The organism is Rathayibacter sp. YIM 133350 (assembly GCF_037404875.1).
Classification (GTDB): Bacteria; Actinomycetota; Actinomycetes; order Actinomycetales; family Microbacteriaceae; genus Orlajensenia.
In genome coordinates this window covers 25,059-47,936 of record NZ_JBBELO010000018.1, presented here as the reverse complement: position 1 = coordinate 47,936, position 22,878 = coordinate 25,059, and the positions used below count along the sequence as shown (strand labels likewise).

The following is a 22,878-nucleotide window of genomic DNA, read 5'->3' as shown; positions in this document are numbered from 1 at the left end:
TGCATGTCCGTTCAGGTTCGTCCGCTGGTCGACCGCGACTTCTTCAATTGGCTCGGCCTGTGGGAGGGCTACACCGAGTTCTACGCGTCAGAGTTGACCGACACCAAGGCACTGCGCGTGTGGACGTGGCTGATGGATAAGAACCACGACCTCTCCGGCTTCGTCGCCGAAGAGGACGGGCAGCTGGTCGGCCTCGCTCACGTTCGGGAGTACCCCCGCACGCTCGAAGGCGATCGGGCGCTCTTCCTCGACGATCTCTTCGTCGCTCCGGACGCGCGGTCGCACGGCGTCGGAGCAGCACTCATCGAGAAGGCCCGCGAGGTCGCGCGCGAGCGCGGGCTGCGCACGGTGACCTGGATCACGGCCGCCGACAACGACACCGCGCAGAAGCTGTACGACCAGGTCGGCGCGCGCACCGAATGGGTGACCTACGAGGCCAGCGCCTGATGCAGTTGGGCACGCGCTGGGCCTATGGCAGCGGGGAGCAGCCCGCCACCCTTCCCGAGGTCGTCACGATGGCGATCCAGACGGTGGAGTCCGACGACTCCCTCGCCCAGGATGCGACACCGGACTGGAGGTGGACCCTCACCTGGCTCGAGGGCAAGCCGGTGGTCGAGCTCGACGACGGCACCGTCATCCGGTACGACGCGGCCGAGGACGCCGCGACGATCACCCTCCCCGCGGAGACCACGGACGACGACGAGGACTGGTAGGCCTCAGCCCGCCTTGCGCGCGATGACCTCGCCATGGGGCATCGCGAGCCACCCGTCTGCATCGTCCTTCCAGGCCAGCCACGCCTCGGCGATCTCGTGCAGCTTCTCGAGGTCGGCGATACCGCCCTCGATGGCGTGGGCCGCGAAGGCGGATTCCGTCGCCCGTGCCGCCCACGAGCGGCCCCACCAGTCGCGATCGGCGTCGGAGGCGAAATTCCAGATGGAGGCGGTGCACTCGACGCGCTCGAAGCCGGCCGCCCGCACCCAAGACTTCAGCATGCGCCCGGCGTCCGGCTCTCCGCCGTCGAAGCGGGCAACCTCGTGATACCGGTCCAGCCATTCCTGCAGGCCGGGCAGCGCGGGGTACCACAGGACTCCCCCGTAGTCGACGTCGCGCACGGCGAGCACGCCCCCGGGCTTCAGCACCCGCAGCGCCTCGCGCAGCGCCTCCACAGGACGGGACAGGTGCTGAAGCACCTGATGGGCGTGAACGACGTCGAAGCTGGCGTCGTCGAAGGGCAGCGCATAGGCATCCGCCGTCTGGAACTGCACGTTCGCCACGCCGCTGCTCACCCCGTACCCTGCAGCGTGCTCCACGATCTCGGCCGAGGCGTCCACTCCGATGACCCGGCCCGGTGCGACCCGACGAGCCAGGTCGACCGTGATGGTGCCGGGACCGCAGCCGAGGTCGAGCACATCCAGTCCGGGCGAGAGGTGCGGCACGAGGTAGGCCGCCGAGTTCTCGACCGTTCGCCACGTGTGCGAGCGCAGGACGCTCTCGTGGTGCCCGTGCATGTACTGGTCGCGCGGGGCGACCTCCTTCTCTTCCGCATCCATCGCCATTGCCTCAGCCTAGCGAGCGCCCGGCCGTCGCTAGGCTGAGGCGATGGCCGACGCGAACCCGCTGCTGACTCCGAGCAGCCTGCCCTACCAGTTGCCCGCCTTCGCCGAGATCCGCGAGGAACACTACCTGCCGGCCTTCGAGACGGCCATGGCCGAGCAGCGCGCCGAGATCGCCGCGATCACGGGCGAGCAGCAGCCACCGAGCTTCGAGAACACGATCCTCGCCCTCGAGCGCTCCGGTCAGGCACTGCACCGAGTCTCCGAGATCTTCTTCAATGCCTCCTCCGCCGACAGCACGCCGGGCACGGATGCCATCGAGGAGCAGCTCGCGCCCCTCCTGTCGGCCCACTCCGACGCCATCCTGCTCGACGGCGTGTTGTACGCTCGCGTCGAGCAGGTGGCTGCGAGCTCGGCGGGGCTGCAGCTGGACACCGAGAGCAGGTACCTCCTCGAACGCACCCGCGTCGAGTTCACCCTCGCCGGCGCCGGTCTCGACGAGGAGGGCAAGGCCAGGCTGCGCTCGCTCAACGAGCGGCTCGCCACCCTCACCACCCGCTTCGAGAAGAACCTGCTCGCCGACACGAACGAACTCGCGGCGTTCTTCGAGGACGAGGCGGAGCTGGACGGGCTCTCGGCCGGCCAGCTCTCCGCCGCGGCCGCGGCGGCCAGGGAGCACGGCCACGAGACCGGCTCTCTCATCACCCTCGTGCTTCCGACCGGTCACCCCTACCTGGCGTCGCTGACGAATCGCGGGGCTCGTAAGCGGATCATGCGCGCATCGCGCCAGCGCGGCATCCGCGGCGGCGAGCACGACAACACAGCACTCGTGCTCGAGATCACGCGCCTGCGCGCCGAGCGCGCGCGACTGCTCGGGTACGCCACGCACGCGGCCGTCGTCACTGCGGACGAGACGGCGGGTACGCCCGAGGCCGTCGCCGCCATGCTCGAGAGGCTCGCGGTCCCGGCCGCCCGCAACGCGCGAGCCCAGCAGCAGGACCTGCTGCGTGCGGCCGGAGGAGAGGTCGAGCACATCGAGAGCTGGGACTGGGCGTTCTATGCCGAGCGCGTGCGGGCCGCCACCTACGACGTCGACGTCGCGGCGATGCGGCCCTATTTCGAGCTCGAGCGCGTGCTCAGGGACGGCGTCTTCTTCGCGTCGACGCAGCTCTACGGAGTGAGCTTCGTCGATCGGCCCGACCTCGTCGCCTATCATCCGGATGCCCGCGTCTTCGAGGTCATCGACAGCGACGGGTCAGGGCTCGGGCTCTACATCGGCGACTTCTACACGCGCGATTCCAAGCGCGGCGGCGCCTGGATGAACGCGCTCGTCTCGCAGTCCGAGCTGCTCGGCACCCCGACCGTCGTCGTCAACAACCTCAACATCCCCAAGCCGGCGACCGGCGAGCCGACGCTGCTGACGCTCGATGAGGCCACGACGCTCTTCCACGAGTTCGGGCATGCCCTGCACGGCCTGTTCGCCCACGTACGCTATCCCCGGTTCTCGGGCACCAACGTGTTCCGTGACTTCGTCGAGTTCCCGAGCCAGGTCAACGAGATGTGGCTGCTGTGGCCCGAGATCCTCGCCAACTACGCTCGCCACCACCAGACGGGTGAACCGATGCCGCAAGGGCTCGTCGACTCGCTGCGCGCATCGGCGGCGTTCAACGAGGGATTCAAGACGAGCGAGTACCTCGCGGCGGCCATGCTCGACCAGGCCTGGCACTCGGTGACGGCGGATGATGTCATCACGGATGTCGCGGCCTTCGAGGCCGCCGCCCTGGCGAAGGCCGGCCTCGACAACCCCGCGGTGCCCCCGCGCTACGCGAGCACCTACTTCGCGCACACGTTCTCGGGCGGCTACGACGCCGGCTACTACTCGTACATCTGGAGCGAGGTGCTCGACGCCGACACCGTCGAATGGTTCGAGCAGAACGGCGGACTCACCCGCGCCAACGGCGACCGGTTCCGCAGCCGACTGCTCGGCGTGGGTGGCAGCAAAGATCCGCTCGAGGCCTACCGTGACTTCCGCGGCCGAGACGCGCGCATCGAGCCGCTGCTCGAGCGACGCGGGCTGGAGTGAGCACGCGCCTCGCGAACGCTAGATCGCGAAGCCGAGAGCCCGCATCTGGTCGCGCCCGTCGTCGGTGATGCGCTCGGGGCCCCACGGCGGCATCCACACCCAGTTGATGCGGAACGCCTCGACGATGCCGTCGAGGGCTTCGGCGGTCTGCTCCTCGAGCACGTCGGTCAGCGGGCAGCCGGCGCTCGTGAGGGTCATGTGGATGACGAGCGCGTTGTTCTCGTCATCCCAGCCGAGGTCGTAGATGAGCCCGAGGTCCACGACGTTCACGCCGAGTTCGGGGTCCATGACCTCTTTGAGCGCCTCTTCGACCTGGTCGAAGAGGGCGGGAGCGAGCGAGACGACCATGCTCCTAGCCTACGCTCGCACCGGTCAGGTAGCGGTCGTAGCCCTCATCTTCAAGGCGATCGGCCAGCTCGCGGCCACCCTGCTCCGCGACACGTCCGTTGACGAACACGTGCACGAAGTCGGGGGTGATGTAGCGCAGGATGCGCGTGTAGTGCGTGATGAGCAGTATGCCGAGGCCGGTGTTGGCCTTGGCCCGGTTCACGCCCTCGGAGACGATCTTCAGCGCGTCGACGTCGAGGCCGGAGTCGGTCTCGTCGAGCACGGCGAAACGGGGCTTCAGCAGCTCGAGCTGCAGGATCTCGTTGCGCTTCTTCTCGCCGCCCGAGAAGCCCTCGTTCACGTTGCGCGCCGCGAAGGACGGGTCCATGCGCAGCGCCTCCATGGCGGACTTGACGTCTTTGCCCCACGTGCGGATGGCGGGCGCCTCGCCCTCGATGGCGGTCTTCGCGGTGCGGAGGAAGTTCGTGTTCGTCACGCCGGGGATCTCGACCGGGTACTGCATGGCCAAGAAGAGGCCGGCACGCGCACGCTGGTCGACGGTCATCTCGAGCACCTCGGCGCCGTCGAGCAGGATCGATCCGCCCTCGACGTGGTACTTCGGGTGTCCTGCGATCGTGTAGGCGAGGGTGGACTTGCCCGAGCCGTTGGGGCCCATGACGGCGTGGATCTCGCCCTCGTTGATGGTGAGGTCCACACCCTTCAGGATGTGCTTGGTGCCCTGGTCGGTCTCGACGCTGACGCGGAGGTCCTTGATCTCAAGAACTGACATTGGTTTTCGTATCTCTTTCGAATCAGACCGCGACGGTCACGGTGGGGTCGATGTAGATGTCGCCATCGCGCACATCGACCGTGAAGACGGGGACCGGCTCGTAGGCCGGAAGGGAGAGGGGCTTGCCGGTGCGCAGCGAGAACTGCGATCCGTGCGCCCAGCATTCGAGGGTGTCGTCTTCCACGAAACCCTCGGAGAGCGAGATGTCGCCGTGCGTGCAGGTGTCGCCGATGGCGAACACGTCGCCGGCGGCATCCTTCACGACCGCGATCGCGGTGCCGCCCACGACGAAGCGCTGGGCCTGGTTGGTGCCGAGGTCATCGACCGAGCACACCCGTTCCGCCGCCATCAGATCAGCCTCGTTCCCGAGAGCTCCGCCTCGAGGGCGGCCTGCAGGTGCGTCTCGAGGTCGGCGTCGCCGATCTGCTGCACGATCTCGCTGAGGAAGCCGCGCACGACGAGCCGGCGGGCCTCGTCCTCACGGATGCCGCGGGCCATGAGGTAGAACAGCTGCTCGTCGTCGAAGCGACCCGTGGCACTCGCGTGGCCGGCCCCAGCGATGTCGCCGGTCTCGATCTCGAGGTTCGGCACGGAGTCGGCCCGGGTGCCGTCGGTGAGAACGAGGTTGCGGTTCTGCTCGTAGCTGTCGGTTCCGACCGCCTTGTTGCCGATGAGCACGTCGCCGACCCACACGGTGTGCGCACCCTCACCCTGCAGCGCGCCCTTATAGGTGACGCGCGAGCGGGTGTTGGGGGCGTCGTGGTTGACGTAGACCTGCTGCTCGAGGTGCTGGCCGGCATCGGCGAAGTACATGCCGTACGCCTCGATGTCACCGCCCTGCTCCGCGAGGTGGGTGGACGGGTTCACCCGCACGATCGACCCGCCGAGCGAGACGACGATGTGCTTGAGCTTGGCGTCGCGGCCGACGCGCGAGAAATGCGTCGCGAGGTGCACGGCGTCATCCGCCCACTCCTGGATGCTCACGACCGTGAGCTGGGCGCCCTCGCCGAGCAGGATCTCGACGTTCTCGGCCAGGTGGGCCTCGCCGCTGCCGCCGAGCACCACGAGCGCGCGGCTGAACGGTGCCGCCTCGATGATGGTGTGTGCGCCGCGAGGGGTGTTCCCCAGACCGGAACGACGCACGATCATCGTCTTCGCGTCTTCTCCGGTGATGCCGATCACGAGGGCCCGCTCGAACGCGCCCCATGCGTTGGCGGATGCGCGGTCCTCGGGCGTTCCCGCAGTGCCGATGCGGGCATCGTTGCGGTCGACCCAGGTGAGCGTGACGCCGTCGATCGACTCGGCCGTCACGTCGGGGGTCGAGCCGTCGAGGTCACCCTCGGTGAGGGTCTTCAGGCGGGCGACGGGGCTGTAGCGCCAGTCCACCTCGCGGCCGGTGACCGGCGCGAAGTCCTCGACGTTCGTGGAACGGAAGCGCTCGGAGCGGGTCTGGACGGGAACAAGGCCCCAACCGCCGTCGCTGTGCTTCTTCAGACCGTGCTGCTCGAAGGTGGGAACAGTGGGGGTAATGGGTGCAGCAGACGACATGACTATCCGACAGAGCCTTCCATGCCCATCTCGATGAGCTTGTTGAGTTCGAGCGCGTACTCCATGGGCAGTTCACGGGCGATGGGCTCGATGAAGCCGCGCACGATCATGGCCATGGCCTCGTCTTCCGGCATGCCGCGGCTCATGAGGTAGAACAGCTGCTCCTCCGACACCCGCGACACGGTCGCCTCGTGACCGAGCTGCACGTCGTCGACGCGGATGTCGATGGCGGGGTAGGTGTCCGAGCGCGAGATGGTGTCGACGAGCAGGGCGTCGCAGCGCACGGTGTTCGCGGCGTGGTGCGCGTTCGCATCCACCCGCACCTCACCGCGATAGCCGGCACGGCCGCCGCCACGGGCGATCGACTTGGAGACGATCGAGGACTGCGTGTGCGGCGCCATGTGGATCATCTTCGCGCCGGCGTCCTGGTGCTGCCCCGGACCGGCGAAGGCCACCGAGAGGGTCTCGCCCTTCGCGTGCTCCCCCATGAGGTAGATCGAGGGGTACTTCATGGTCACCTTGGAACCGATGTTGCCGTCGATCCACTCCATCGTCGCGCCCTCTGCGGCCGTGGCGCGCTTCGTGACGAGGTTGTAGACGTTGTTCGACCAGTTCTGGATGGTCGTGTAGCGAACACGGGCGTTCTTCTTCACGATGATCTCGACGACGGCGGAGTGCAGCGAGTCGCTCTTGTAGATCGGGGCCGTGCAGCCCTCGATGTAGTGAACGTAGCTGCCCTCGTCGGCGATGATGAGCGTGCGCTCGAACTGGCCCATGTTCTCGGTGTTGATGCGGAAGTAGGCCTGAAGAGGGATGCTCACGTGCACGCCCGGGGGCACGTAGACGAACGAGCCGCCCGACCAGACGGCCGTGTTGAGGGCGGCGAACTTGTTGTCGCCCGAGGGGATGACGGTGCCGAAGTACTCCTCGAAGAACTCGGGGTGCTCCTTCAGCGCCGTGTCGGTGTCCATGAAGATGACGCCCTGAGCCTCGAGCTCCTCGTTGATCTGGTGGTAGACCACCTCGGACTCGTACTGCGCGGCGACGCCGGCGACGAGGCGCTGGCGCTCTGCCTCGGGGATGCCGAGCTTCTCGTAGGTGCTCTTGATGTCGTCGGGCAGGTCTTCCCAGCTCTGGGCCTGCTTCTCCGTGGAGCGCACGAAGTACTTGATGTTGTCGAAGTCGATCTCGCTGAGGTCGGCGCCCCACGTCGGCATGGGCTTGCGCTCGAACAGCTGCAGGGCCTTGAGGCGGCGCTGCAGCATCCACGCGGGTTCGTTCTTGAGCGCCGAGATATCGCCGACCACCTCGGTCGAGATCCCGCGACGAGCGGATGCGCCTGCCGCGTCGGAATCGGCCCAACCGAACTCGTAGGTACCGAGTCCTTCGAGCTCCGGGCGGTCAATCAGTACGTCGGACATGTCTCCCTCTTCCCTACCTTCGACAACCGGATATCAGTCCGGCTCATTCCCCTCCCGCGCCGTGGTGGCGGCGGTCACGAGGTCTGATTTCGCGGGCAGCTTCTGTGCGTACCTATGATGTTCTTCGAACCTGCGACCGCACTGACCGCCCTTCGACAGCGGCGGGGCCCGCGGTTCTCGAACCAATTGATTCTACAGGGTGCCGTGCCGTCGTCACAGCGAGGGCGCCTCAGCGTCGCATCCGCATCCCGAAGGAACACACCCGCCGTGAAGCGATTCTGGAACTGGCTGCCCGAGAACGTGGACGCCCGCGTGCGCGTCTTCGCGTGGCTCTCCCTCATCGTCCAGGTCGTCCTCGTCGGCACCGGCGGCCTCGTGCGCCTCACGGCCTCCGGCCTTGGCTGCCCCACCTGGCCGACCTGCACGTCCGATTCCCTCGTGAACACGCCCGAGATGGGCATCCACGGCATCATCGAGTTCGGCAACCGCACGCTCACCTTCGTGCTCGTCGTCGTCGCCGTGCTCATGTTCCTCTCGGTGCTGAAGTTCCGACGGCAACGGCGCGACCTGTTCGTGATCAGCCTGCTCATCGGCCTGGGCATCCCGGCCCAGGGGGTCGTCGGCGGCGTGAGCGTTCTCACACAGCTGAATCCGTATGTCGTCGGGCTGCACTTCATCGTGTCGGTCGTGCTCGTGTGCCTCGCGACCGCCCTCGTGCACCGGGTGTACGCGACGCCGGGCCCGCGAGCCCTGGTGGTGCCGCGCTGGTACGCCGTGCTGGCTCACGTGCTGACCGTCTTCGTCGCCATCACGATCATCGTCGGCATCCTCACGACGGGCTCAGGGCCGCACGCGGGTGACGCGAACGCTCCCCGCAACAACCTGAACTCGGAACTGCTGCAGCACATCCACTCCTGGCCGGCCTATGCGACGCTCGCCATCACGATCGCGATGCTCGTCAGCGCGCTCGTCGCCGGCATCCGCGGCGGAGGGTCGGTGCTGCTTCTGCTCGTCGTGGAGTGCCTGCAGATCCCCGTGGGCCTCATCCAGGCGCGCCTGGGCCTGCCCGCCGCACTCGTGGGCCTGCACATGGTGCTCGCCGTGCTGCTGGCTGCGGCGACGACCAACGTCGTACTCGGGCTGAAGCGGGCTGAAGCCTCAGAAGGGCAGCAGCGGGTCGATGCCGATCGCGAGGAACAGCAGCGAGAGGTAGGCGATCGAGCCGTGGAACACGCGCATCGGCGAGACGTCGGCGTGCCGGATGGCGAGGTTGTAGAGCCGGTGCGTCTCGAAGACGAACCAGCCGCCCGCCGCGAGCGCGACGACGGTGTACAGCACGCCCATTCCGGCCACCGGGATGAGCAGCAGTGAGCAGGCCAGTGTCGCCCAGGCGTACAGGATGACCTGCAGGCCCACCTGCGCCCGGCCGCGCACCACCGCGAGCATCGGAACACCCGCCGCCTTGTAGTCCTCGCGGTACTTCATCGAGAGCGGCCAGTAGTGCGGCGGCGTCCACAGGAAGATGATCATGAACAGGATGAAGGGCGTCCAGTCCAGGCTCCCCGTCACCGCCGCCCAGCCGATGAGCACGGGCATGCAGCCCGCGACACCGCCCCAGACGATGTTCTGCGCAGTGCGGCGCTTGAGGATCATGCTGTAGAAGACGACGTAGAGCAGGATCGCCGCCAGCGAGAGCGCCGCGGCCAGCCAGTTCGTGAACACCCAGAGCCACACGACGGATGCGGTGCCGAGCGCATAGGCGAACACGAGCGCCTCGCGGTCCGAGAGGGCGCCGGTCACGAGCGGGCGATTGCTCGTGCGCTTCATGAGCCGGTCGATGTCACGGTCGATGTAGCAGTTGAACGCTCCGGCGCTGCCGGCGCTCATCGCGCCGCCGATGAGCGTCGCGAGAACGAGCCACAGTGAGGGCACGCCGTTCTGGGCGAGGATCATCGTCGGGGCCGTGACGACGAGCAGGAGCTCGATCACCCTCGGCTTGGTGAGCGCGAAGTACGCCGAGAGCTTTCGGCGGAATCCGGCACGAGGGCTCGCTGCCGGTGCCTGTGCTACTGCGACGTCCATCAATCCCCATGCATCCGAGTTCCGGCCTCTGCATGCGGGAATCTGCAGGCCGGTGAACCTGCCTCCAGTCTAAAGCACCGGGCACGACGCGAAAGCTGAGCGTGGTCTGCGTCGCGATGTCAAGCAGGGCAACAGAGGGGAAGCCTGTACCTATACTGAGAGTGCTCGCCAATCCAGCCTGTGCCTGTGCGTGAGCCGACCCCGATGCGAGCGGCTTGCTCCACACACGATGTGCTGTGCCGAAGAAGACCATGGCGCGCTCCGAAACAACCGGAGCCAGAACAGTCAGTACGGCTCCAAACATCCAGAAGGGGCAGTTACCAAGTGGCAACCTTGCAATGGGAACCCATCGACGACAGGGCCGTCGACACGGCACGGATCCTCGCCGCGGACGCGGTCGAGAAGGTGGGGAACGGCCACCCGGGAACGGCGATGAGCCTCGCCCCCGCCGCGTATCTGCTGTTCCAGAAGGTGATGCGCCGTGACCCGGCAGACAACACCTGGATCGGTCGCGACCGGTTCGTGCTCTCCGCGGGGCACTCCTCGCTGACGCAGTACATCCAGCTCTACTTCGGCGGCTACGGGCTCGAGCTCGAAGACCTGAAGGAACTGCGCACGTGGGGCTCCAAGACTCCCGGCCACCCCGAATACGGCCACACCGACGGTGTCGAGATCACCACCGGTCCGCTCGGCCAGGGACTCTCCTCCGCCGTGGGAATGGCGTACGCGCAGCGCTACGAGCGCGGCCTGTTCGACCCCGAGGCCGAGGCGGGTACCTCCCCCTTCGACCACCACGTCTTCGTGATCGCGAGCGACGGCGACCTGGAGGAGGGCATCACGAGCGAGGCCTCCTCGCTCGCCGGCCACCAGGAGCTCGGCAACCTCGTCGTCATCTACGACTCGAACCAGATCTCCATCGAGGACGACACCGACATCGCCTTCACCGAGGATGTCGCGGCACGCTACGCCGCCTACGGCTGGCACGTGCAGACGGTGGACTGGAAGAAGACCGGCGAGTACGTCGAAGACGTCCAGGAGCTCTACGGCGCGATCGAGGCCGCCAAGGCCGAGACGAGCAAGCCCTCGATCATCGTCCTGAAGACGATCATCGGCTGGCCCAGCCCGAAGAAGCAGAACACCGGCAAGATCCACGGCTCGGCCCTCGGCGCCGATGAGCTGGCCGCCGTCAAGGAGGTGCTCGGGTTCGACCCCGAGAAGACCTTCGAGGTCGCCGACGAGGTCATCGAGCACACCCGCAAGGCGCTCGAGCGCGGCGCGCAGCAGCACGCCGAGTGGCAGGAGGGCTTCGACGCCTGGGCCGGCGCCAACGCCGAGCGCAAGGCGCTGCTGGACCGGGTCCTCTCGGGTGAGCTTCCCGATGACCTCGAGCAGGCGCTTCCCGTCTTCGAGGGCGGCACCGAGATCTCCACGCGCGCGGCATCCGGAAAGGTGATCAACGCGATCGCCCCCCACATGCCCGAGCTCTGGGGCGGCTCGGCCGACCTCGCCGAGTCGAACCTGACCACCATCACGGATGCCTCCTCCTTCGTTCCGAGCGAGCGCTCGACGCACGAGTGGCGCGGCAACCCGTACGGCCGCGTGCTGCACTTCGGCATCCGCGAGCACGCGATGGCCGCCATCCTGAACGGCATCGTGCTGCACGGCAACACGCGCGCCTTCGGCGGCACCTTCCTCATCTTCAGCGACTACCAGCGCCCCTCGCTGCGCCTGGCCGCGCTGATGCAGGCTCCCTCGCTGTTCGTCTGGACCCACGACTCCGTCGCCCTCGGCGAGGACGGCCCCACACACCAGCCCATAGAGCAGCTCTCGACGCTGCGCGCCATCCCCGGCTTCTCGGTCGTGCGCCCCGGTGACGCGAACGAGACCGCCTACGCATGGCTCGAGATGCTGCGCCGCCGCAAGGGACCGGCCGGCATCGCCCTGACCCGCCAGAACATCCCGGTGTTCGAGCGCGGCGACGGCGAGGCCTCCGGCGACACCCTCGCCTCGGCGAAGAACACCGCGAAGGGCGCCTACGTGCTCGCGGAGGCGCCGAACGGCACCCCCGACGTGATCATCATCGCCACCGGCTCCGAGGTGCAGCTGGGCCTGCAGGCCCGCGAGGCCCTGAAGGCCGAGGGCGTGAACGCCCGCGTCGTCTCCGCCCCGAGCCTGGAGTGGTTCGCCGAGCAGAGCGAGGAGTACCGCGAATCGGTGCTCCCGAAGGCCGTCACCGCCCGCGTCTCGGTCGAGGCCGGTTCGGCCCTGACCTGGGTGCGCTACGTCGGAGACCGCGGACGCAGCGTCTCGATCGAGCACTTCGGCGCCTCCGCGGACTGGAAGACCCTGTTCCGCGAGTTCGGCATCACCGCGGACGCCGTCGTCGCGGCCGCCAAGGAAACCCTCGCGTCCGCGTGACGCGTTCTGGAGAGAAGCGAAAAATGACTGACACGAACACCACGACCACCACTCCCACGGCCGCGCTCAGCGCCGCCGGCGTCAGCATCTGGCTCGACGACCTGTCGCGCCAGCGCATCACGTCGGGCGGGCTGCAGAAGCTCATCGACGAGAGGAACGTCGTGGGCGTCACGACGAACCCGACGATCTTCGCCGCGGCCCTGGCCAACGGAAGCTCCTACGACGAGCAGGTACGCCAGCTCGCCGCGAGCGGGGCGAGCGTCGACGAGGCCGTCTTCGAGATCACGACGGATGACGTGGCGCACGCCGCGGAGATCTTCCGCCCGGTCTACGAGGCATCGGGCAAGGTCGACGGACGCGTCTCCATCGAGGTCGAGCCCGGTCTCGCGCACGACGCCGCCGGCACGATCGCCCAGGCCAAGCAGCTCTGGGCCAAGGTCGACCGCCCGAACGCGATGATCAAGATCCCCGCGACGATCGAGGGCCTCGAGGCCATCACCGAGGTCATCGGGGCCGGCATCAGCGTCAACGTCACGCTCATCTTCAGCCTCGAGCGTCACCGCGCCGTCATCGAGGCCTACCTCGCCGGACTGGAGAAGGCCAAGGCCGCCGGCATCGACATCTCGAGCATCGAGTCGGTCGCCTCGTTCTTCGTCTCCCGCGTGGACACCGAGATCGACAAGCGCCTGGGCGCCATCGGAACCGACGAGGCGATCGCCCTCAAGAGCAAGGCCGGGGTCGCCAACGCGCAGCTGGCCTACCAGCTGTTCGAGCAGGAGTTCGCCACGGACCGTGCGAAGGCACTGCTGGAGGCGGGAGCCAACAAGCAGCGCCCCCTGTGGGCCTCGACCGGCGTCAAGGACCCGAGCCTTCCCGACACGCTCTACGTCACCAACCTCGTGGCACCCGGCGTCGTCAACACGATGCCCGAGAAGACCCTCGAGGCGACGTTCGACCACGCCGAGATCGCCGGAGACTCCGTCACCGGCTCCTACGCCGCGGCTCGCGAGGTGCTCGACGCCCTCGAGAAGGTCGGCGTCTCGTACGACGAGGTCACCGCCCTGCTCGAGAAGGAGGGCGTGGAGAAGTTCATCGTGTCGTGGAACGAACTGCTCGAGACCGTGAAGACGGCGCTGGAGGCGGCCAAGTGAGCTTCAAGATCGCCGTCAGCGGCGCCGCCGCCGACGCTGTGCGCAGCGCGCTGCCCGCACTGGTCGACGACCTCGTCGCGTCGGGCATCACCGGCCTCGACGCCGCCCTCTGGGGTCCCGACGCCGAGGAGGAGGCTGCCAAGCGCCTCGGCTGGACAGAGTCCGTCGCCATCTCGCGCCCGCTCGTTCCCGAGATCACCACCCTGCGCGAGGAGCTCCACGCGGCCGGCGTTCGCCACATCGCCCTCGCCGGCATGGGCGGGTCCTCCCTGGCACCCGAGGTGATCACCCGCACCGTCGGCGTCGACCTCACCGTGCTGGACTCCACCGAGCCCGGCCAGGTTCTGGACGCCCTGGGCGACCGGCTCGCCGAGACCGCCCTCGTGGTCTCGTCGAAGTCGGGCTCCACGGTGGAGACCGACAGCCAGCGCCGGGTCTTCGAGCGCGCCTTCCGGGCGCTCGGCATCAACCCGCTCACCCGCATCATCGTCGTGACCGACCCCGGTTCGCCGCTGGATCAGTCCGCTCGCGCCGAGGGCTACCGCGTCTTCAACGCGGACCCGAACGTGGGCGGTCGCTACTCGGCCCTCACCGCCTTCGGACTGGTTCCCTCTGGCCTCGCCGGCGTCGACCTCGGCGAACTGCTCGACGAGGCCGAGACGATCGCGCTGCAGCTCGCCGTCGACAACGACGAGAACCCGGGTCTCATCCTGGGTGCAGCCATCGCCGCAACGAACCCGCGTCGCGACAAGCTGGGCCTGGTGGCCGACGGCACCCACATCGTGGGCTTCGGCGACTGGGTCGAACAGCTCATCGCCGAGTCCACGGGCAAGCAGGGCACCGGCATCCTTCCCGTCGTGCTGGAGAAGGACGCACCCGAGATCACCGCCGGACTCGACGACCTGCTGCTCGTGCGCCTGGTCGACGAGGCCGGAGACCACGTCTTCTCCGAAGACGGCGCCGACGAGATCCGCGTCAGCGGAACCCTCGGAGCGCAGTTCCTCGTCTGGGAGTACGCGACGGCCGTCGCCGGGCGCATCCTGGGCATCAACCCCTTCGACCAGCCCGACGTCGAGTCCGCCAAGATCGCCGCACGCGGCCTGCTGGATTCCACTCCGGCGCCGGAGCCCGCCGCCTTCGTGACCGGCGGCATCGAGGTGCGCGGAACGCCCGATGTCATCGGCGCATCCAGCGACCTCGCGTCGGCGCTCGAGGTGCTGCTCGAGGAGCTGCCCGCGAACGGCTACATCTCGGTGCAGGCGTACGTCAACCGCATCGCCCTCCCCCAGTTGGCGCAGTTGCGTTCGCTGCTCGCCGCGCGCTCCGGCCGTCCGGTCACGTTCGGATGGGGCCCGCGGTTCCTGCACTCCACCGGGCAGTTCCACAAGGGCGGACCGGCGGTCGGCGTGTTCCTGCAGATCACGCAGAACCCCGTCGAAGACCTCGACATCCCCGAGCGCCCGTTCACCTTCGGGCAGCTCATCCAGGCCCAGGCCAGCGGCGACGCGAGCGTGCTCGCCGATCACGGTCGCCCCGTGCTGCGCCTGAACCTCACGGATGCCGCTGCGGACGTCGACGCACTGTTCGACGCGATCCGTTGACCGGCAAGAAGGAGACGCATGTCATCCGCTGACGTCACGGAGCAGCACAATCCGCTGCGATCGCCGGTCGATTTCCGCCTGAACCGCATCGCCGGCCCGAGCGCACTGGTCATCTTCGGCGTGACCGGCGACCTCTCGCGCAAGAAGCTCATGCCCGCGGTCTACGACCTCGCCAATCGCGGCCTGCTTCCTCCCGGATTCGGGCTCGTCGGCTTCGCCCGCAGGGACTGGGAAGACCAGGACTTCATGCAGATCGTGCACGACTCGGTCGAGCAGTACGCGCGCACGGAGTTCCGCGAGGAGGTCTGGGAGCAACTGGCCCAGGGCATCCGCTTCGTGCCGGGCACGTTCGACGACGACGCCGCATTCGAGACGCTGAAGAACACCCTCGACGAACTGGATCGCGACCGGGGAACCATGGGCAACCACGCCTTCTACCTGTCGATCCCGCCCAAGGCGTTCCCCCAGGTCACGGAGCAGCTGCGCCGGTCCGGTCTCGCCGAGAAGAAGGACGGACAGTGGCGACGCGTCGTCATCGAGAAGCCCTTCGGACACGACCTGCAGTCGGCACGTGAGCTGAACCAGGTCGTCGGCTCGGTGTTCCCGCAGGACGCGGTGTTCCGCATCGACCACTACCTCGGCAAGGAGACGGTCCAGAACATCCTGGCCCTGCGCTTCGCCAACCAGCTCTACGAGCCCATCTGGAACAGCAACTTCGTCGACCACGTGCAGATCACGATGGCGGAGGACATCGGAGTGGGCGGCCGCGCCGGCTACTACGACGGCATCGGGGCGGCGCGCGACGTCATCCAGAACCACCTGCTGCAGCTGCTCGCCCTCACCGCGATGGAAGAGCCGATCTCGTTCAAGGCGAGCGACCTGCGTGCCGAGAAGGAGAAGATCCTCTCGGCCGTGCGCCTGCCAGAGGACCTCTCGACCGCGACGGCTCGAGGCCAGTACGCCGGCGGATGGGAGGGCGGCGAGAAGGTCCTCGGCTTCCTCGAGGAGGAGGGCATGAACCCGGACTCCACCACCGAGACCTACGCGGCCGTGAAGCTCGAGATCGGCACGCGCCGGTGGGCGGGCGTTCCGTTCTACCTTCGCGCCGGCAAGCGGCTCGGCCGCCGGGTGACCGAGATCGCGGTCGTGTTCAAGCGCGCCCCGCAGCAGCTCTTCCAGGGCTCGCAGACCTCGATGCTCGGACAGAACGCCCTCGTCATCCGGGTTCAGCCCGACGAGGGCATCACCATCCGGTTCGGGTCCAAGGTTCCCGGTGCCGGCATGCAGGTGCGCGACGTGACCATGGACTTCGGTTACGGCCACGCCTTCACCGAGGCGTACGAGCGACTCATCCTCGATGTGCTCCTCGGCGAGCCCCCGCTCTTCCCCCGACACGAGGAGGTCGAGCTCTCGTGGAAGATCCTGGATCCGATCGAGGAGTTCTGGGCGACCCAGGGCCAGCCCGAGCAGTACCGACCCGGTTCCTGGGGTCCGAAATCCGCGGAGGATCTCCTCGCCCGCGACGGCCGCACTTGGAGGCGCCCATGATCGTCGACCTGCCCGACACCACGACGAGTGGCATCTCGAAGACCCTCGTCAAGCTGCGTGAGGAGGGTGGCGCCGTCGCCCTCGGACGCGTGCTGACCCTCATCATCGCCGCGGACGAGTCCGCGGCGGAGGAGGCCATCGAGGCGGCCAACGACGCCTCGCGCGAGCACCCGATGCGCGTGATCGTCATCGCCACCGACCCGGAGTCCTCCTCCGAGGAGGCGCCACGGCTCGATGCCGAGATCCGCGTGGGCGGCGACGCCGGCGCGAGCGAGGTCATCATGCTGCGCCCGCGCGGCGAGGCGGCCATCGACGAGCAGAGCCTCGTCATGGCGCTCCTGCTGCCGGATGCCCCCGTGGTGGTCTGGTGGCCGGGACGTGCCCCCGAGGTTCCCGGCGACTCGCCGCTCGGCCGCATCGCCCTGCGCCGCATCACGGACGCCTCATCGCGCACCTCCGACCCGCAGCAGGCGCTCGATCGGTGCGCCCGCACCTACACGCCCGGCGACACCGACTTCGCGTGGACGCGCACGACGCTCTGGCGCGCCCAGCTCGCGGCCGTGCTCGACCAGCCGCCGTACGAGAACATCACCGCCGTCGAGGTCTCCGGTTCTGCCGAGTCTCCCTCGACGACGTTGCTCGCCGCGTGGCTGCACCAGGCGCTGCAGTGCGAGACCCGCTACGCACTGACGGGCGAGGACCACCCGCAGGGCATCCACGGCGTGCGGCTGTTCCGCGATGACGAGTCCATCGACCTCGTGCGGGTGACCTCGCGGATCGCGACGCTGACGCAACCGGGCCAGCCCTCCCACGAGGTGGCGTTGCAGCGGCGCAGCCTGCGAGACTGCCTCTCGGACGAGCTGCGCCGGCTCGACCCCGACGAGCTCTACGGACAGGTCATCACGACCGGCCTCGCGAGCCTCGGCGAGCCGACCGAGATCACGACCGGAGCCCTTGCATGAGCACTGAACGACGCGTTCTCGTCCACCACGACACCGACGCACTCGTCGCGTCCGTGGCGGCGCGCTTCATCACCAAGATGGTCGACATCCTCGACGACCTCGGCGAGGCTAACGTCGTGCTGACGGGCGGGCGCATCGGAACGGCCGTGCTCGCGTCGATCAACGCCAATCCCGCGCGCGACACGATCGACTGGTCTCGCGTGAGCTTCTGGTGGGGCGACGAGCGCTGGGTGCCGCGTGATGACGACGAGCGCAACGAGAAGCAGGCCCGCGAGGCGCTCCTGGACCACATCGCCGTGCCGCCCGAGAACGTGCACCCCTTCCCGGCATCCGGCGAGGGCATCGAGCTGGATGATGCCGTCTCGCGGTACGAGGCCGAACTCGGCGCCCACGCGGCCGGGAACACCGGGATGCCGCGGTTCGACATCACGTTCCTGGGCGTGGGCCCCGACGGGCACGTGGCGTCGTTGTTCCCGCACCGCTCGGGTATCAGCCTGGATGACTGCGCGGTGATCTCGGTGCGCAACTCCCCCAAGCCGCCGCCCGATCGCCTGAGCCTGACGCGTCCGGCCCTGAACTCGTCCGACCGCGTGTGGCTCGTGCTCGCCGGAGCCGACAAGGCATCCGCGCTCGGACTCGCCTTGGCGGGTGCCTCGCGTGACGAGGTGCCGGTGGCCGGCATCAAGGGACGCAAGCGCACGGTCTTCTTCGTCGATGCCGAGGCGGCAGCGGAGGTACCCGAGAACCTCATCGCCCCGAGCTACTAGTACGGCGCACGAAGAAGGCCCCTGGTTCGCACCAGGGGCCTTCTCTCTGCGATCACTCGGAGGCGGTCGCCGTTCCGCGACGCTCGCGCAACTGGTTGAGGGCTTCCTGCAACAGCTGCTCGGCCTCCTCCTCGGTGCGACGCTCCTTCACGTAGGCGAGGTGCGTCTTGTACGGCTCGGTCTTGGCCACCGAGGGCGGGTTCTCCTTGTCGCGGCCGGCCGGCAGTCCGGACGAGGGCGAGTCGATGACCTCGGGGATCTCTTCCTCGGGCAGGCTCGCGGCGAAGTAGCGCACCGTCTCGTTGCCCAGCGCGTCCCAGTACGAGACCGCTACGCGGTCCGCGTGGAATCCGCGATCCTGCTCGCCCATGGGACCTGCGCCGACGCGTGAGCCGCGAATCGCGCTGCTACCTGAAGCCATTTCTTTCCTCCGCTAGGTGCATCGCGCCCGGGCGCGCTGCGTGATGGTGCGGGCGCTCAGGCGCCGGCTTCGAACTTCGTGATGAGGCCCAGCACGACGATGCAGGCGACCCAGACGAGTCCGAGAATGACGGTGATGCGGTTCAGGTTCCGCTCCGCGACACCCGATGCTCCGAGGTTGGAGGTGACGCCGCCGCCGAACATGTCGGACAGACCGCCGCCGCGTCCCTTGTGAAGCAGGATGAGGAGGGTGAGCAGCAGGCTCGTCAGACCGAGCAGCACCTGCAGAACAACCTGGAGAATCTCCACGTGAAACCTTTCGCATATCGGCGCGCAGAGGCGCCGGGATCACACGCCAGTATACCGGCGCACTGACGGCCGGGCTCGCCTGCGCGCCACCCGGCCGTCGGAGGGGTCAGAGACCCACGTGCTGCTTGTACCGCACGATGCTCGCGAACTCGTCGAGGTCGAGGCTGGCCCCGCCCACGAGCGCGCCGTCGACGTTCGGCTCGCGCATGAAGCCCGCGATGTTGGTGGACTTCACCGAGCCGCCGTAGAGGATGCGCGTCTTGCCCGCGACATCCGCACCGAGGAGCTCCTCGATGACGGCGCGAAGCGCCGCCGCGACCTGCTCGGCCTGCTCGGGAGTGGCCGCCTGGCCCGACCCGATGGCCCAGACGGGCTCGTACGCAACGACGACGTCGGCCGCGCCCGTGACGCCCGAGAGCGCAGCACGAAGCTGGGCGACGGGCACAGCGCTCGGGCCGTGCTTCTCGAGGTCCTCGGCCGTCTCGCCGACGCAGATGATCGGTGCCAGGCCGTGCCGCAGCGCGGCCGCCACCTTCGCGCCGACGACCTCGTCGCTCTCGTGGTGCAGGGTGCGCCGCTCGGAGTGCCCGATGATCACGTAGCTGCACTCGAGCTTCGCCAGGAACGCGCCCGAGATCTCACCGGTGTAGGCGCCGGAGTCGTGCTCCGAGACATCCTGTGCGCCGAAAGCGATCGCGAGCTTGTCACTCGAGACGAGCGTCTGGACACTGCGCAGGTCGGTGAACGGCGGGAACACCGCCACCTCCACCGCGGCGAAGTCGTGCTTCGCGTCGTTCAGGCTCCATGCCAGCTTCTGCACGAAGGCGATCGCCTGCAGGTGATCGAGGTTGAGCTTCCAGTTGCCCGCGATGAGCGGGGTCCTCACTGCCATCCGAGCACCTCCAGTCCGGGAAGGCGCTTGCCCTCGAGGAACTCCAGGCTCGCGCCGCCGCCGGTCGACACGTGGCCGAACTGGTCGTCGCTGAAGCCGAGGGCACGGATGGCCGCGGCCGAGTCGCCGCCGCCGACGACGCTGAGGCCGTCGACCTCGGTGAGGGCCTGTGCGACCGTCTTGGTTCCCGCCGCGAACGGCGCGAGCTCGAAGACGCCCATCGGACCATTCCAGAACACGGTCCGCGAGCCGCGGATGACCTCCGCGAACGCCGCAGCGGTGACCGGCCCGATGTCCAGGCCGATGCCCTTGTCGCCGAACGGGGTGTCCTCGATGGCGTCGGCCGCGCGAACGACGTGCTCGGCGTCCTCTCCGAAGGCGGACGCCACGACGATGTCGGTGGGCAGCACGATCTTCACACCGAGCTCTTCGGCCTTCGCCAGATAGCCCTTCACGGTGTCGATCTGATCGGTCTCGAGCAGGCTCGCTCCCACCGGGTGGCCCTGGGCGGCCAGGAAGGTGAACAGCATGCCGCCACCGATGAGGAGCGAGTCCACCCGGGGCAGCAGGTGGCCGATGACACCGAGCTTGTCGGAGACCTTCGACCCGCCGAGTACCACCGCGTAGGGCTTCTCGGGCGTGCGGGTGAGCTTCTCGAGAACGCGCAGTTCGGCGGCGATGAGCGTTCCGGCAGCGCTCGGAAGCAGCTCGGCGAGCTCGTAGACGCTCGCCTGCTTGCGGTGCACGACGCCGAAACCGTCCGAGACGAGAACCGAACCGAGGGCGGCGAGCTGCTGGGCGAACACGGTTCGCTCGGCGGAGTCCTTCGCGGTCTCGCCGGCGTTGAACCGCAGGTTCTCCAGGACGGCGATCTCGCCGTCTCCGAGGCCGTCCACGACGGAACGCGCGGACTCGCCGACGGTGTCGGTCGCGAAGGCGACCGGACGCTCCAGCAGCTCCGAGAGTCGCTCCGCCACGGGCCCGAGCGAGTACTTCGCGTCGGGCGCGCCGTCGGGGCGCCCGAGGTGCGAGATGACGATGACGCGCGCACCCTGCTCGAGCAGCGCGGTCAGCGTGGGCAGTGATGCCCGCACGCGGCCATCATCCGTGATGCGACCGTCCTTCAGGGGGACGTTGAGGTCGCAACGGACGATGACCCGCGTGCCGGCGAGGGAACCGAGTTCCCCGATGGTGCGAAGGCTCACGCCGATCCTCAGAGACGCTCGGCGACGTACTCGGCGAGGTCGACGAGGCGGTTGGAGTAGCCCCACTCGTTGTCGTACCAGGCCGAGAGCTTGACCTGGTCGCCCAGGACCCGCAGCAGGCCGGAGTCGAAGATCGAGGAGTGCGGGTCGCTCACGATGTCGCTCGAGACGATCTCGTCCTCGGTGTACTTCAGGATGCCCTTCAGCTCTCCCTCAGCGGCCGCCTTGTAGACCGCCTTGACCTCTTCGACCGTGACCGGACGCGAGGAGGTGACCGTGAGGTCGGTGATCGAGCCGGTCGGAACCGGAACGCGCAACGCGAAGCCGTCGAGCTTGCCCTTCAGCTCCGGCAGCACGAGGCCGATGGCCTTCGCGGCACCCGTGGAGGTCGGCACGATGTTGATGGCCGCGGCACGGGCACGACGCAGGTCGCTGTGCGGGCCGTCCTGCAGGTTCTGGTCGGCGGTGTAGGCGTGCACCGTCGTCATGAGGCCGCGCTCGATGCCGAAGGCGTCGTTGAAGACCTTGGCCAGCGGCGCGAGGCAGTTGGTCGTGCAGGAGGCGTTCGAGATGATGTGGTGGTTCGCCGGGTCGTAGTCGCCCTCGTTCACGCCGATGACGAAGGTTGCATCCTCACCCTTGGCCGGAGCCGAGATGAGCACCTTCTTCGCACCGGCCTCGATGTGCTTGCGCGCATCCTTGGCGTCGGTGAAGCGGCCGGTGGACTCGATGACGATGTCGACGCCGAGCTCACCCCACGGGAGGTTCGCGGGGTCGCGCTCCTCGAAGACGCGGATGGCCTTGCCGTCGACGATGATGTTCTCGTCGTCGTAGTCGACGGTGGCGTCCAGGCGTCCCGTGACGGAGTCGTACTTGAGAAGGTGGGCGAGCGTCTTGTTGTCGGTGAGGTCATTGACCGCCACGATCTCCAGTTCGCTCCCCTTTGCAAGGGCGGCTCGGAAGTAGTTACGGCCGATGCGGCCGAATCCGTTGATTCCGATCTTTACGGACACGAATGACTCCTGTTGCAGATGGCGCTGACGCGCATTAATGGGGTGAACAAGAACGGGACGGCGGTGTCCCAGGCCGCGCGAGGCGGCCCGCCGCTATGACAGTAGCAGCAGCCCGTCGGTCTTCTCGCGGGCGGTCTCGAAGCGCTGGGCGACGTTCGCCCAGTTCGCGATGTTCCAGAACGCCTTCACGTAGTCGGCGCGCACGTTCTTGTAGTCGAGGTAGTACGCGTGCTCCCAGACGTCGAGCATGAGCAGCGGCACGGTGCCGGCCGGGAAGTTGGACTGCTGGTCGAAGAACTGCACGATGATCGGACGCTGGCCGATCGAGTCCCAGGCCAGCACCGCCCAGCCCGAGCCCTGCACGCCGAGCGCCGTCGCGGTGAAGTGCGCCTGGAAGGCGTCGAAGGATCCGAAGTTGTCGTCGATCGCGGCCGCGAGTTCGCCGGTGGGCTTGTCTCCGCCGTCGGGCGAGAGGTTGGTCCAGAAGATCGAGTGGTTGACGTGGCCGCCGAGGTTGAAGGCGAGGTCCTTCTCGAGCTTGTTGACGTTCGCGAGGTTGCCGCTCTCACGCGCCTCGGCGAGCTGGGCGATCGCCGTGTTGGCGCCGGTCACGTAGGTCTGGTGGTGCTTGGAGTGGTGCAGTTCCATGATCGTGCCGCTGATGCTCGGCTCGAGGGCCGAATAGTCGTACGGCAGTTCCGGCAACGTGTACTCAGGCATATGCGCTTTCCTCCTTCAGGAGCCGGCACAGTCTGCGCCGGCCACACTTTTTCAGTCTAGTGAGGGCA

22 protein-coding genes and 1 pseudogene are annotated in these 22,878 nt (G+C 68.1%); 10 read left to right on the top strand and 13 right to left on the bottom strand.

Going from position 1 to position 22,878, the window contains the following annotated elements:
- The first annotated feature begins 3 nt into the window (after positions 1–3).
- Together WDJ51_RS04735 and WDJ51_RS04730 are read left to right on the top strand one after the other, a co-directional pair.
- Complete coding sequence (locus tag WDJ51_RS04735; RefSeq protein WP_337851281.1) at positions 4–447, top strand: GNAT family N-acetyltransferase; 444 nt, start codon at positions 4–6, stop codon at positions 445–447.
- Positions 447–713 (top strand): hypothetical protein, encoded by a 267-nt coding sequence (locus tag WDJ51_RS04730; RefSeq protein WP_337851280.1) that lies wholly within the window; start codon positions 447–449, stop codon positions 711–713. The genes WDJ51_RS04735 and WDJ51_RS04730 overlap by 1 nt, the downstream gene beginning before the upstream one ends.
- A gap of 3 nt (positions 714–716) precedes the next feature.
- Here the strand turns inward: WDJ51_RS04730 and WDJ51_RS04725 are convergent, their stop codons facing one another.
- Positions 717–1,556 (bottom strand): methyltransferase domain-containing protein, encoded by an 840-nt coding sequence (locus tag WDJ51_RS04725; protein WP_337851279.1) that lies wholly within the window; start codon positions 1,554–1,556, stop codon positions 717–719.
- A gap of 43 nt (positions 1,557–1,599) precedes the next feature.
- Between WDJ51_RS04725 and WDJ51_RS04720 the strand changes: the two genes are divergently transcribed.
- The gene (locus tag WDJ51_RS04720) at positions 1,600–3,636 is read left to right on the top strand and encodes a M3 family metallopeptidase (RefSeq protein WP_337851278.1); all 2,037 of its coding nucleotides are present in this window, start codon (positions 1,600–1,602) and stop codon (positions 3,634–3,636) included.
- 18 nt (positions 3,637–3,654) lie between these two features.
- On the opposite strand, the gene WDJ51_RS04715 is transcribed toward WDJ51_RS04720, so the two are convergent.
- Genes WDJ51_RS04715 through sufB form a run of 5 tightly spaced genes read right to left on the bottom strand, consistent with a single transcriptional unit; the run spans position 3,655 to position 7,722 of the window.
- Positions 3,655–3,984, bottom strand: a complete 330-nt coding sequence (locus WDJ51_RS04715; protein WP_337851277.1) for a metal-sulfur cluster assembly factor — start codon at positions 3,982–3,984, stop codon at positions 3,655–3,657.
- Positions 3,985–3,988: 4 nt separating this feature from the next.
- Positions 3,989–4,753: a Fe-S cluster assembly ATPase SufC gene (gene sufC / locus WDJ51_RS04710; RefSeq protein ID WP_337851276.1), complete on the bottom strand. Its 765-nt coding sequence runs from the start codon at positions 4,751–4,753 to the stop codon at positions 3,989–3,991.
- 22 nt (positions 4,754–4,775) lie between these two features.
- Positions 4,776–5,102, bottom strand: coding sequence for a non-heme iron oxygenase ferredoxin subunit (locus WDJ51_RS04705; protein ID WP_337851275.1), 327 nt, complete (start codon positions 5,100–5,102; stop codon positions 4,776–4,778).
- Positions 5,102–6,301 carry a Fe-S cluster assembly protein SufD gene (gene sufD / locus WDJ51_RS04700; protein ID WP_337851274.1) on the bottom strand — a complete coding sequence of 400 codons (1,200 nt, stop codon included), beginning with the start codon at positions 6,299–6,301 and terminating at the stop codon, positions 5,102–5,104. Before sufD ends, WDJ51_RS04705 begins: the two co-directional genes overlap by 1 nt.
- Before the next feature lie 2 nt (positions 6,302–6,303).
- On the bottom strand, positions 6,304–7,722 hold the full coding sequence (gene sufB / locus WDJ51_RS04695; protein WP_337851273.1) for a Fe-S cluster assembly protein SufB: 1,419 nt from the start codon (positions 7,720–7,722) through the stop codon (positions 6,304–6,306).
- A 114-nt stretch (positions 7,723–7,836) separates the two neighbouring features.
- Here sufB and WDJ51_RS04690 point away from each other — a divergent pair.
- Positions 7,837–8,784, top strand: a pseudogene (locus tag WDJ51_RS04690) (COX15/CtaA family protein); the annotation flags it as partial.
- Between the two features lie 96 nt (positions 8,785–8,880).
- Here the strand turns inward: WDJ51_RS04690 and WDJ51_RS04685 are convergent.
- Positions 8,881–9,804: a heme o synthase gene (locus WDJ51_RS04685; RefSeq protein ID WP_337851272.1), complete on the bottom strand. Its 924-nt coding sequence runs from the start codon at positions 9,802–9,804 to the stop codon at positions 8,881–8,883.
- 324 nt (positions 9,805–10,128) lie between these two features.
- On the opposite strand from WDJ51_RS04685, the gene tkt reads away from it, so the two are divergent.
- The 6 genes from tkt to pgl are packed head-to-tail and all read left to right on the top strand — an operon-like array spanning position 10,129 to position 18,251.
- Entirely contained in the window at positions 10,129–12,222 is a 2,094-nt protein-coding gene (tkt, locus tag WDJ51_RS04680; RefSeq protein WP_337851271.1) for a transketolase, read from the top strand.
- Between the two features lie 23 nt (positions 12,223–12,245).
- On the top strand, positions 12,246–13,373 hold the full coding sequence (gene tal, locus WDJ51_RS04675) for a transaldolase (protein ID WP_337851270.1): 1,128 nt from the start codon (positions 12,246–12,248) through the stop codon (positions 13,371–13,373).
- Positions 13,370–14,974: a glucose-6-phosphate isomerase gene (locus WDJ51_RS04670; protein WP_337851269.1), complete on the top strand. Its 1,605-nt coding sequence runs from the start codon at positions 13,370–13,372 to the stop codon at positions 14,972–14,974. The genes tal and WDJ51_RS04670 overlap by 4 nt, the downstream gene beginning before the upstream one ends.
- Before the next feature lie 18 nt (positions 14,975–14,992).
- A complete protein-coding gene (zwf, locus tag WDJ51_RS04665) occupies positions 14,993–16,522 on the top strand; it encodes a glucose-6-phosphate dehydrogenase (protein ID WP_337851268.1) in 1,530 nt (509 codons plus the stop codon).
- Positions 16,519–17,484 carry a glucose-6-phosphate dehydrogenase assembly protein OpcA gene (locus tag WDJ51_RS04660; RefSeq protein WP_337851267.1) on the top strand — a complete coding sequence of 322 codons (966 nt, stop codon included), beginning with the start codon at positions 16,519–16,521 and terminating at the stop codon, positions 17,482–17,484. Before zwf ends, WDJ51_RS04660 begins: the two co-directional genes overlap by 4 nt.
- Positions 17,481–18,251, top strand: coding sequence for a 6-phosphogluconolactonase (gene pgl / locus WDJ51_RS04655; RefSeq protein ID WP_337851266.1), 771 nt, complete (start codon positions 17,481–17,483; stop codon positions 18,249–18,251). The genes WDJ51_RS04660 and pgl overlap by 4 nt, the downstream gene beginning before the upstream one ends.
- 52 nt (positions 18,252–18,303) lie before the next feature.
- On the opposite strand, the gene WDJ51_RS04650 is transcribed toward pgl, so the two are convergent.
- From WDJ51_RS04650 to WDJ51_RS04625, 6 genes are all read right to left on the bottom strand, one after another.
- Positions 18,304–18,672, bottom strand: coding sequence for an RNA polymerase-binding protein RbpA (locus WDJ51_RS04650; RefSeq protein ID WP_337851265.1), 369 nt, complete (start codon positions 18,670–18,672; stop codon positions 18,304–18,306).
- Positions 18,673–18,728: 56 nt separating this feature from the next.
- On the bottom strand, positions 18,729–18,980 hold the full coding sequence (secG, locus tag WDJ51_RS04645) for a preprotein translocase subunit SecG (RefSeq protein ID WP_337851264.1): 252 nt from the start codon (positions 18,978–18,980) through the stop codon (positions 18,729–18,731).
- 106 nt (positions 18,981–19,086) lie between these two features.
- Positions 19,087–19,872 carry a triose-phosphate isomerase gene (tpiA, locus tag WDJ51_RS04640; protein WP_337851263.1) on the bottom strand — a complete coding sequence of 262 codons (786 nt, stop codon included), beginning with the start codon at positions 19,870–19,872 and terminating at the stop codon, positions 19,087–19,089.
- Positions 19,863–21,077, bottom strand: a complete 1,215-nt coding sequence (locus tag WDJ51_RS04635; RefSeq protein WP_337851262.1) for a phosphoglycerate kinase — start codon at positions 21,075–21,077, stop codon at positions 19,863–19,865. Before WDJ51_RS04635 ends, tpiA begins: the two co-directional genes overlap by 10 nt.
- Before the next feature lie 8 nt (positions 21,078–21,085).
- Positions 21,086–22,090 (bottom strand): type I glyceraldehyde-3-phosphate dehydrogenase, encoded by a 1,005-nt coding sequence (gene gap, locus WDJ51_RS04630; protein ID WP_337851261.1) that lies wholly within the window; start codon positions 22,088–22,090, stop codon positions 21,086–21,088.
- 93 nt (positions 22,091–22,183) lie between these two features.
- On the bottom strand, positions 22,184–22,810 hold the full coding sequence (locus WDJ51_RS04625; RefSeq protein WP_337851260.1) for a superoxide dismutase: 627 nt from the start codon (positions 22,808–22,810) through the stop codon (positions 22,184–22,186).
- Positions 22,811–22,878 lie beyond the last annotated feature (68 nt).

Coding starts and splice junctions, on each gene's coding strand:
- WDJ51_RS04625 (WP_337851260.1), bottom strand. CDS start 22,810: ATGCCTGAGTACACGTTGCCGGAACTGCCGTACGACTATTCGGCCCTC.
- WDJ51_RS04720 (WP_337851278.1), top strand. CDS start 1,600: ATGGCCGACGCGAACCCGCTGCTGACTCCGAGCAGCCTGCCCTACCAG.
- zwf (WP_337851268.1), top strand. CDS start 14,993: ATGTCATCCGCTGACGTCACGGAGCAGCACAATCCGCTGCGATCGCCG.
- WDJ51_RS04715 (WP_337851277.1), bottom strand. CDS start 3,984: ATGGTCGTCTCGCTCGCTCCCGCCCTCTTCGACCAGGTCGAAGAGGCG.
- WDJ51_RS04725 (WP_337851279.1), bottom strand. CDS start 1,556: ATGGCGATGGATGCGGAAGAGAAGGAGGTCGCCCCGCGCGACCAGTAC.
- sufD (WP_337851274.1), bottom strand. CDS start 6,301: ATGTCGTCTGCTGCACCCATTACCCCCACTGTTCCCACCTTCGAGCAG.
- sufB (WP_337851273.1), bottom strand. CDS start 7,722: ATGTCCGACGTACTGATTGACCGCCCGGAGCTCGAAGGACTCGGTACC.
- tal (WP_337851270.1), top strand. CDS start 12,246: ATGACTGACACGAACACCACGACCACCACTCCCACGGCCGCGCTCAGC.
- sufC (WP_337851276.1), bottom strand. CDS start 4,753: ATGTCAGTTCTTGAGATCAAGGACCTCCGCGTCAGCGTCGAGACCGAC.
- pgl (WP_337851266.1), top strand. CDS start 17,481: ATGAGCACTGAACGACGCGTTCTCGTCCACCACGACACCGACGCACTC.
- WDJ51_RS04685 (WP_337851272.1), bottom strand. CDS start 9,804: ATGGACGTCGCAGTAGCACAGGCACCGGCAGCGAGCCCTCGTGCCGGA.
- WDJ51_RS04705 (WP_337851275.1), bottom strand. CDS start 5,102: ATGGCGGCGGAACGGGTGTGCTCGGTCGATGACCTCGGCACCAACCAG.
- WDJ51_RS04650 (WP_337851265.1), bottom strand. CDS start 18,672: ATGGCTTCAGGTAGCAGCGCGATTCGCGGCTCACGCGTCGGCGCAGGT.
- WDJ51_RS04660 (WP_337851267.1), top strand. CDS start 16,519: ATGATCGTCGACCTGCCCGACACCACGACGAGTGGCATCTCGAAGACC.
- WDJ51_RS04730 (WP_337851280.1), top strand. CDS start 447: ATGCAGTTGGGCACGCGCTGGGCCTATGGCAGCGGGGAGCAGCCCGCC.
- tpiA (WP_337851263.1), bottom strand. CDS start 19,872: ATGGCAGTGAGGACCCCGCTCATCGCGGGCAACTGGAAGCTCAACCTC.
- WDJ51_RS04735 (WP_337851281.1), top strand. CDS start 4: ATGTCCGTTCAGGTTCGTCCGCTGGTCGACCGCGACTTCTTCAATTGG.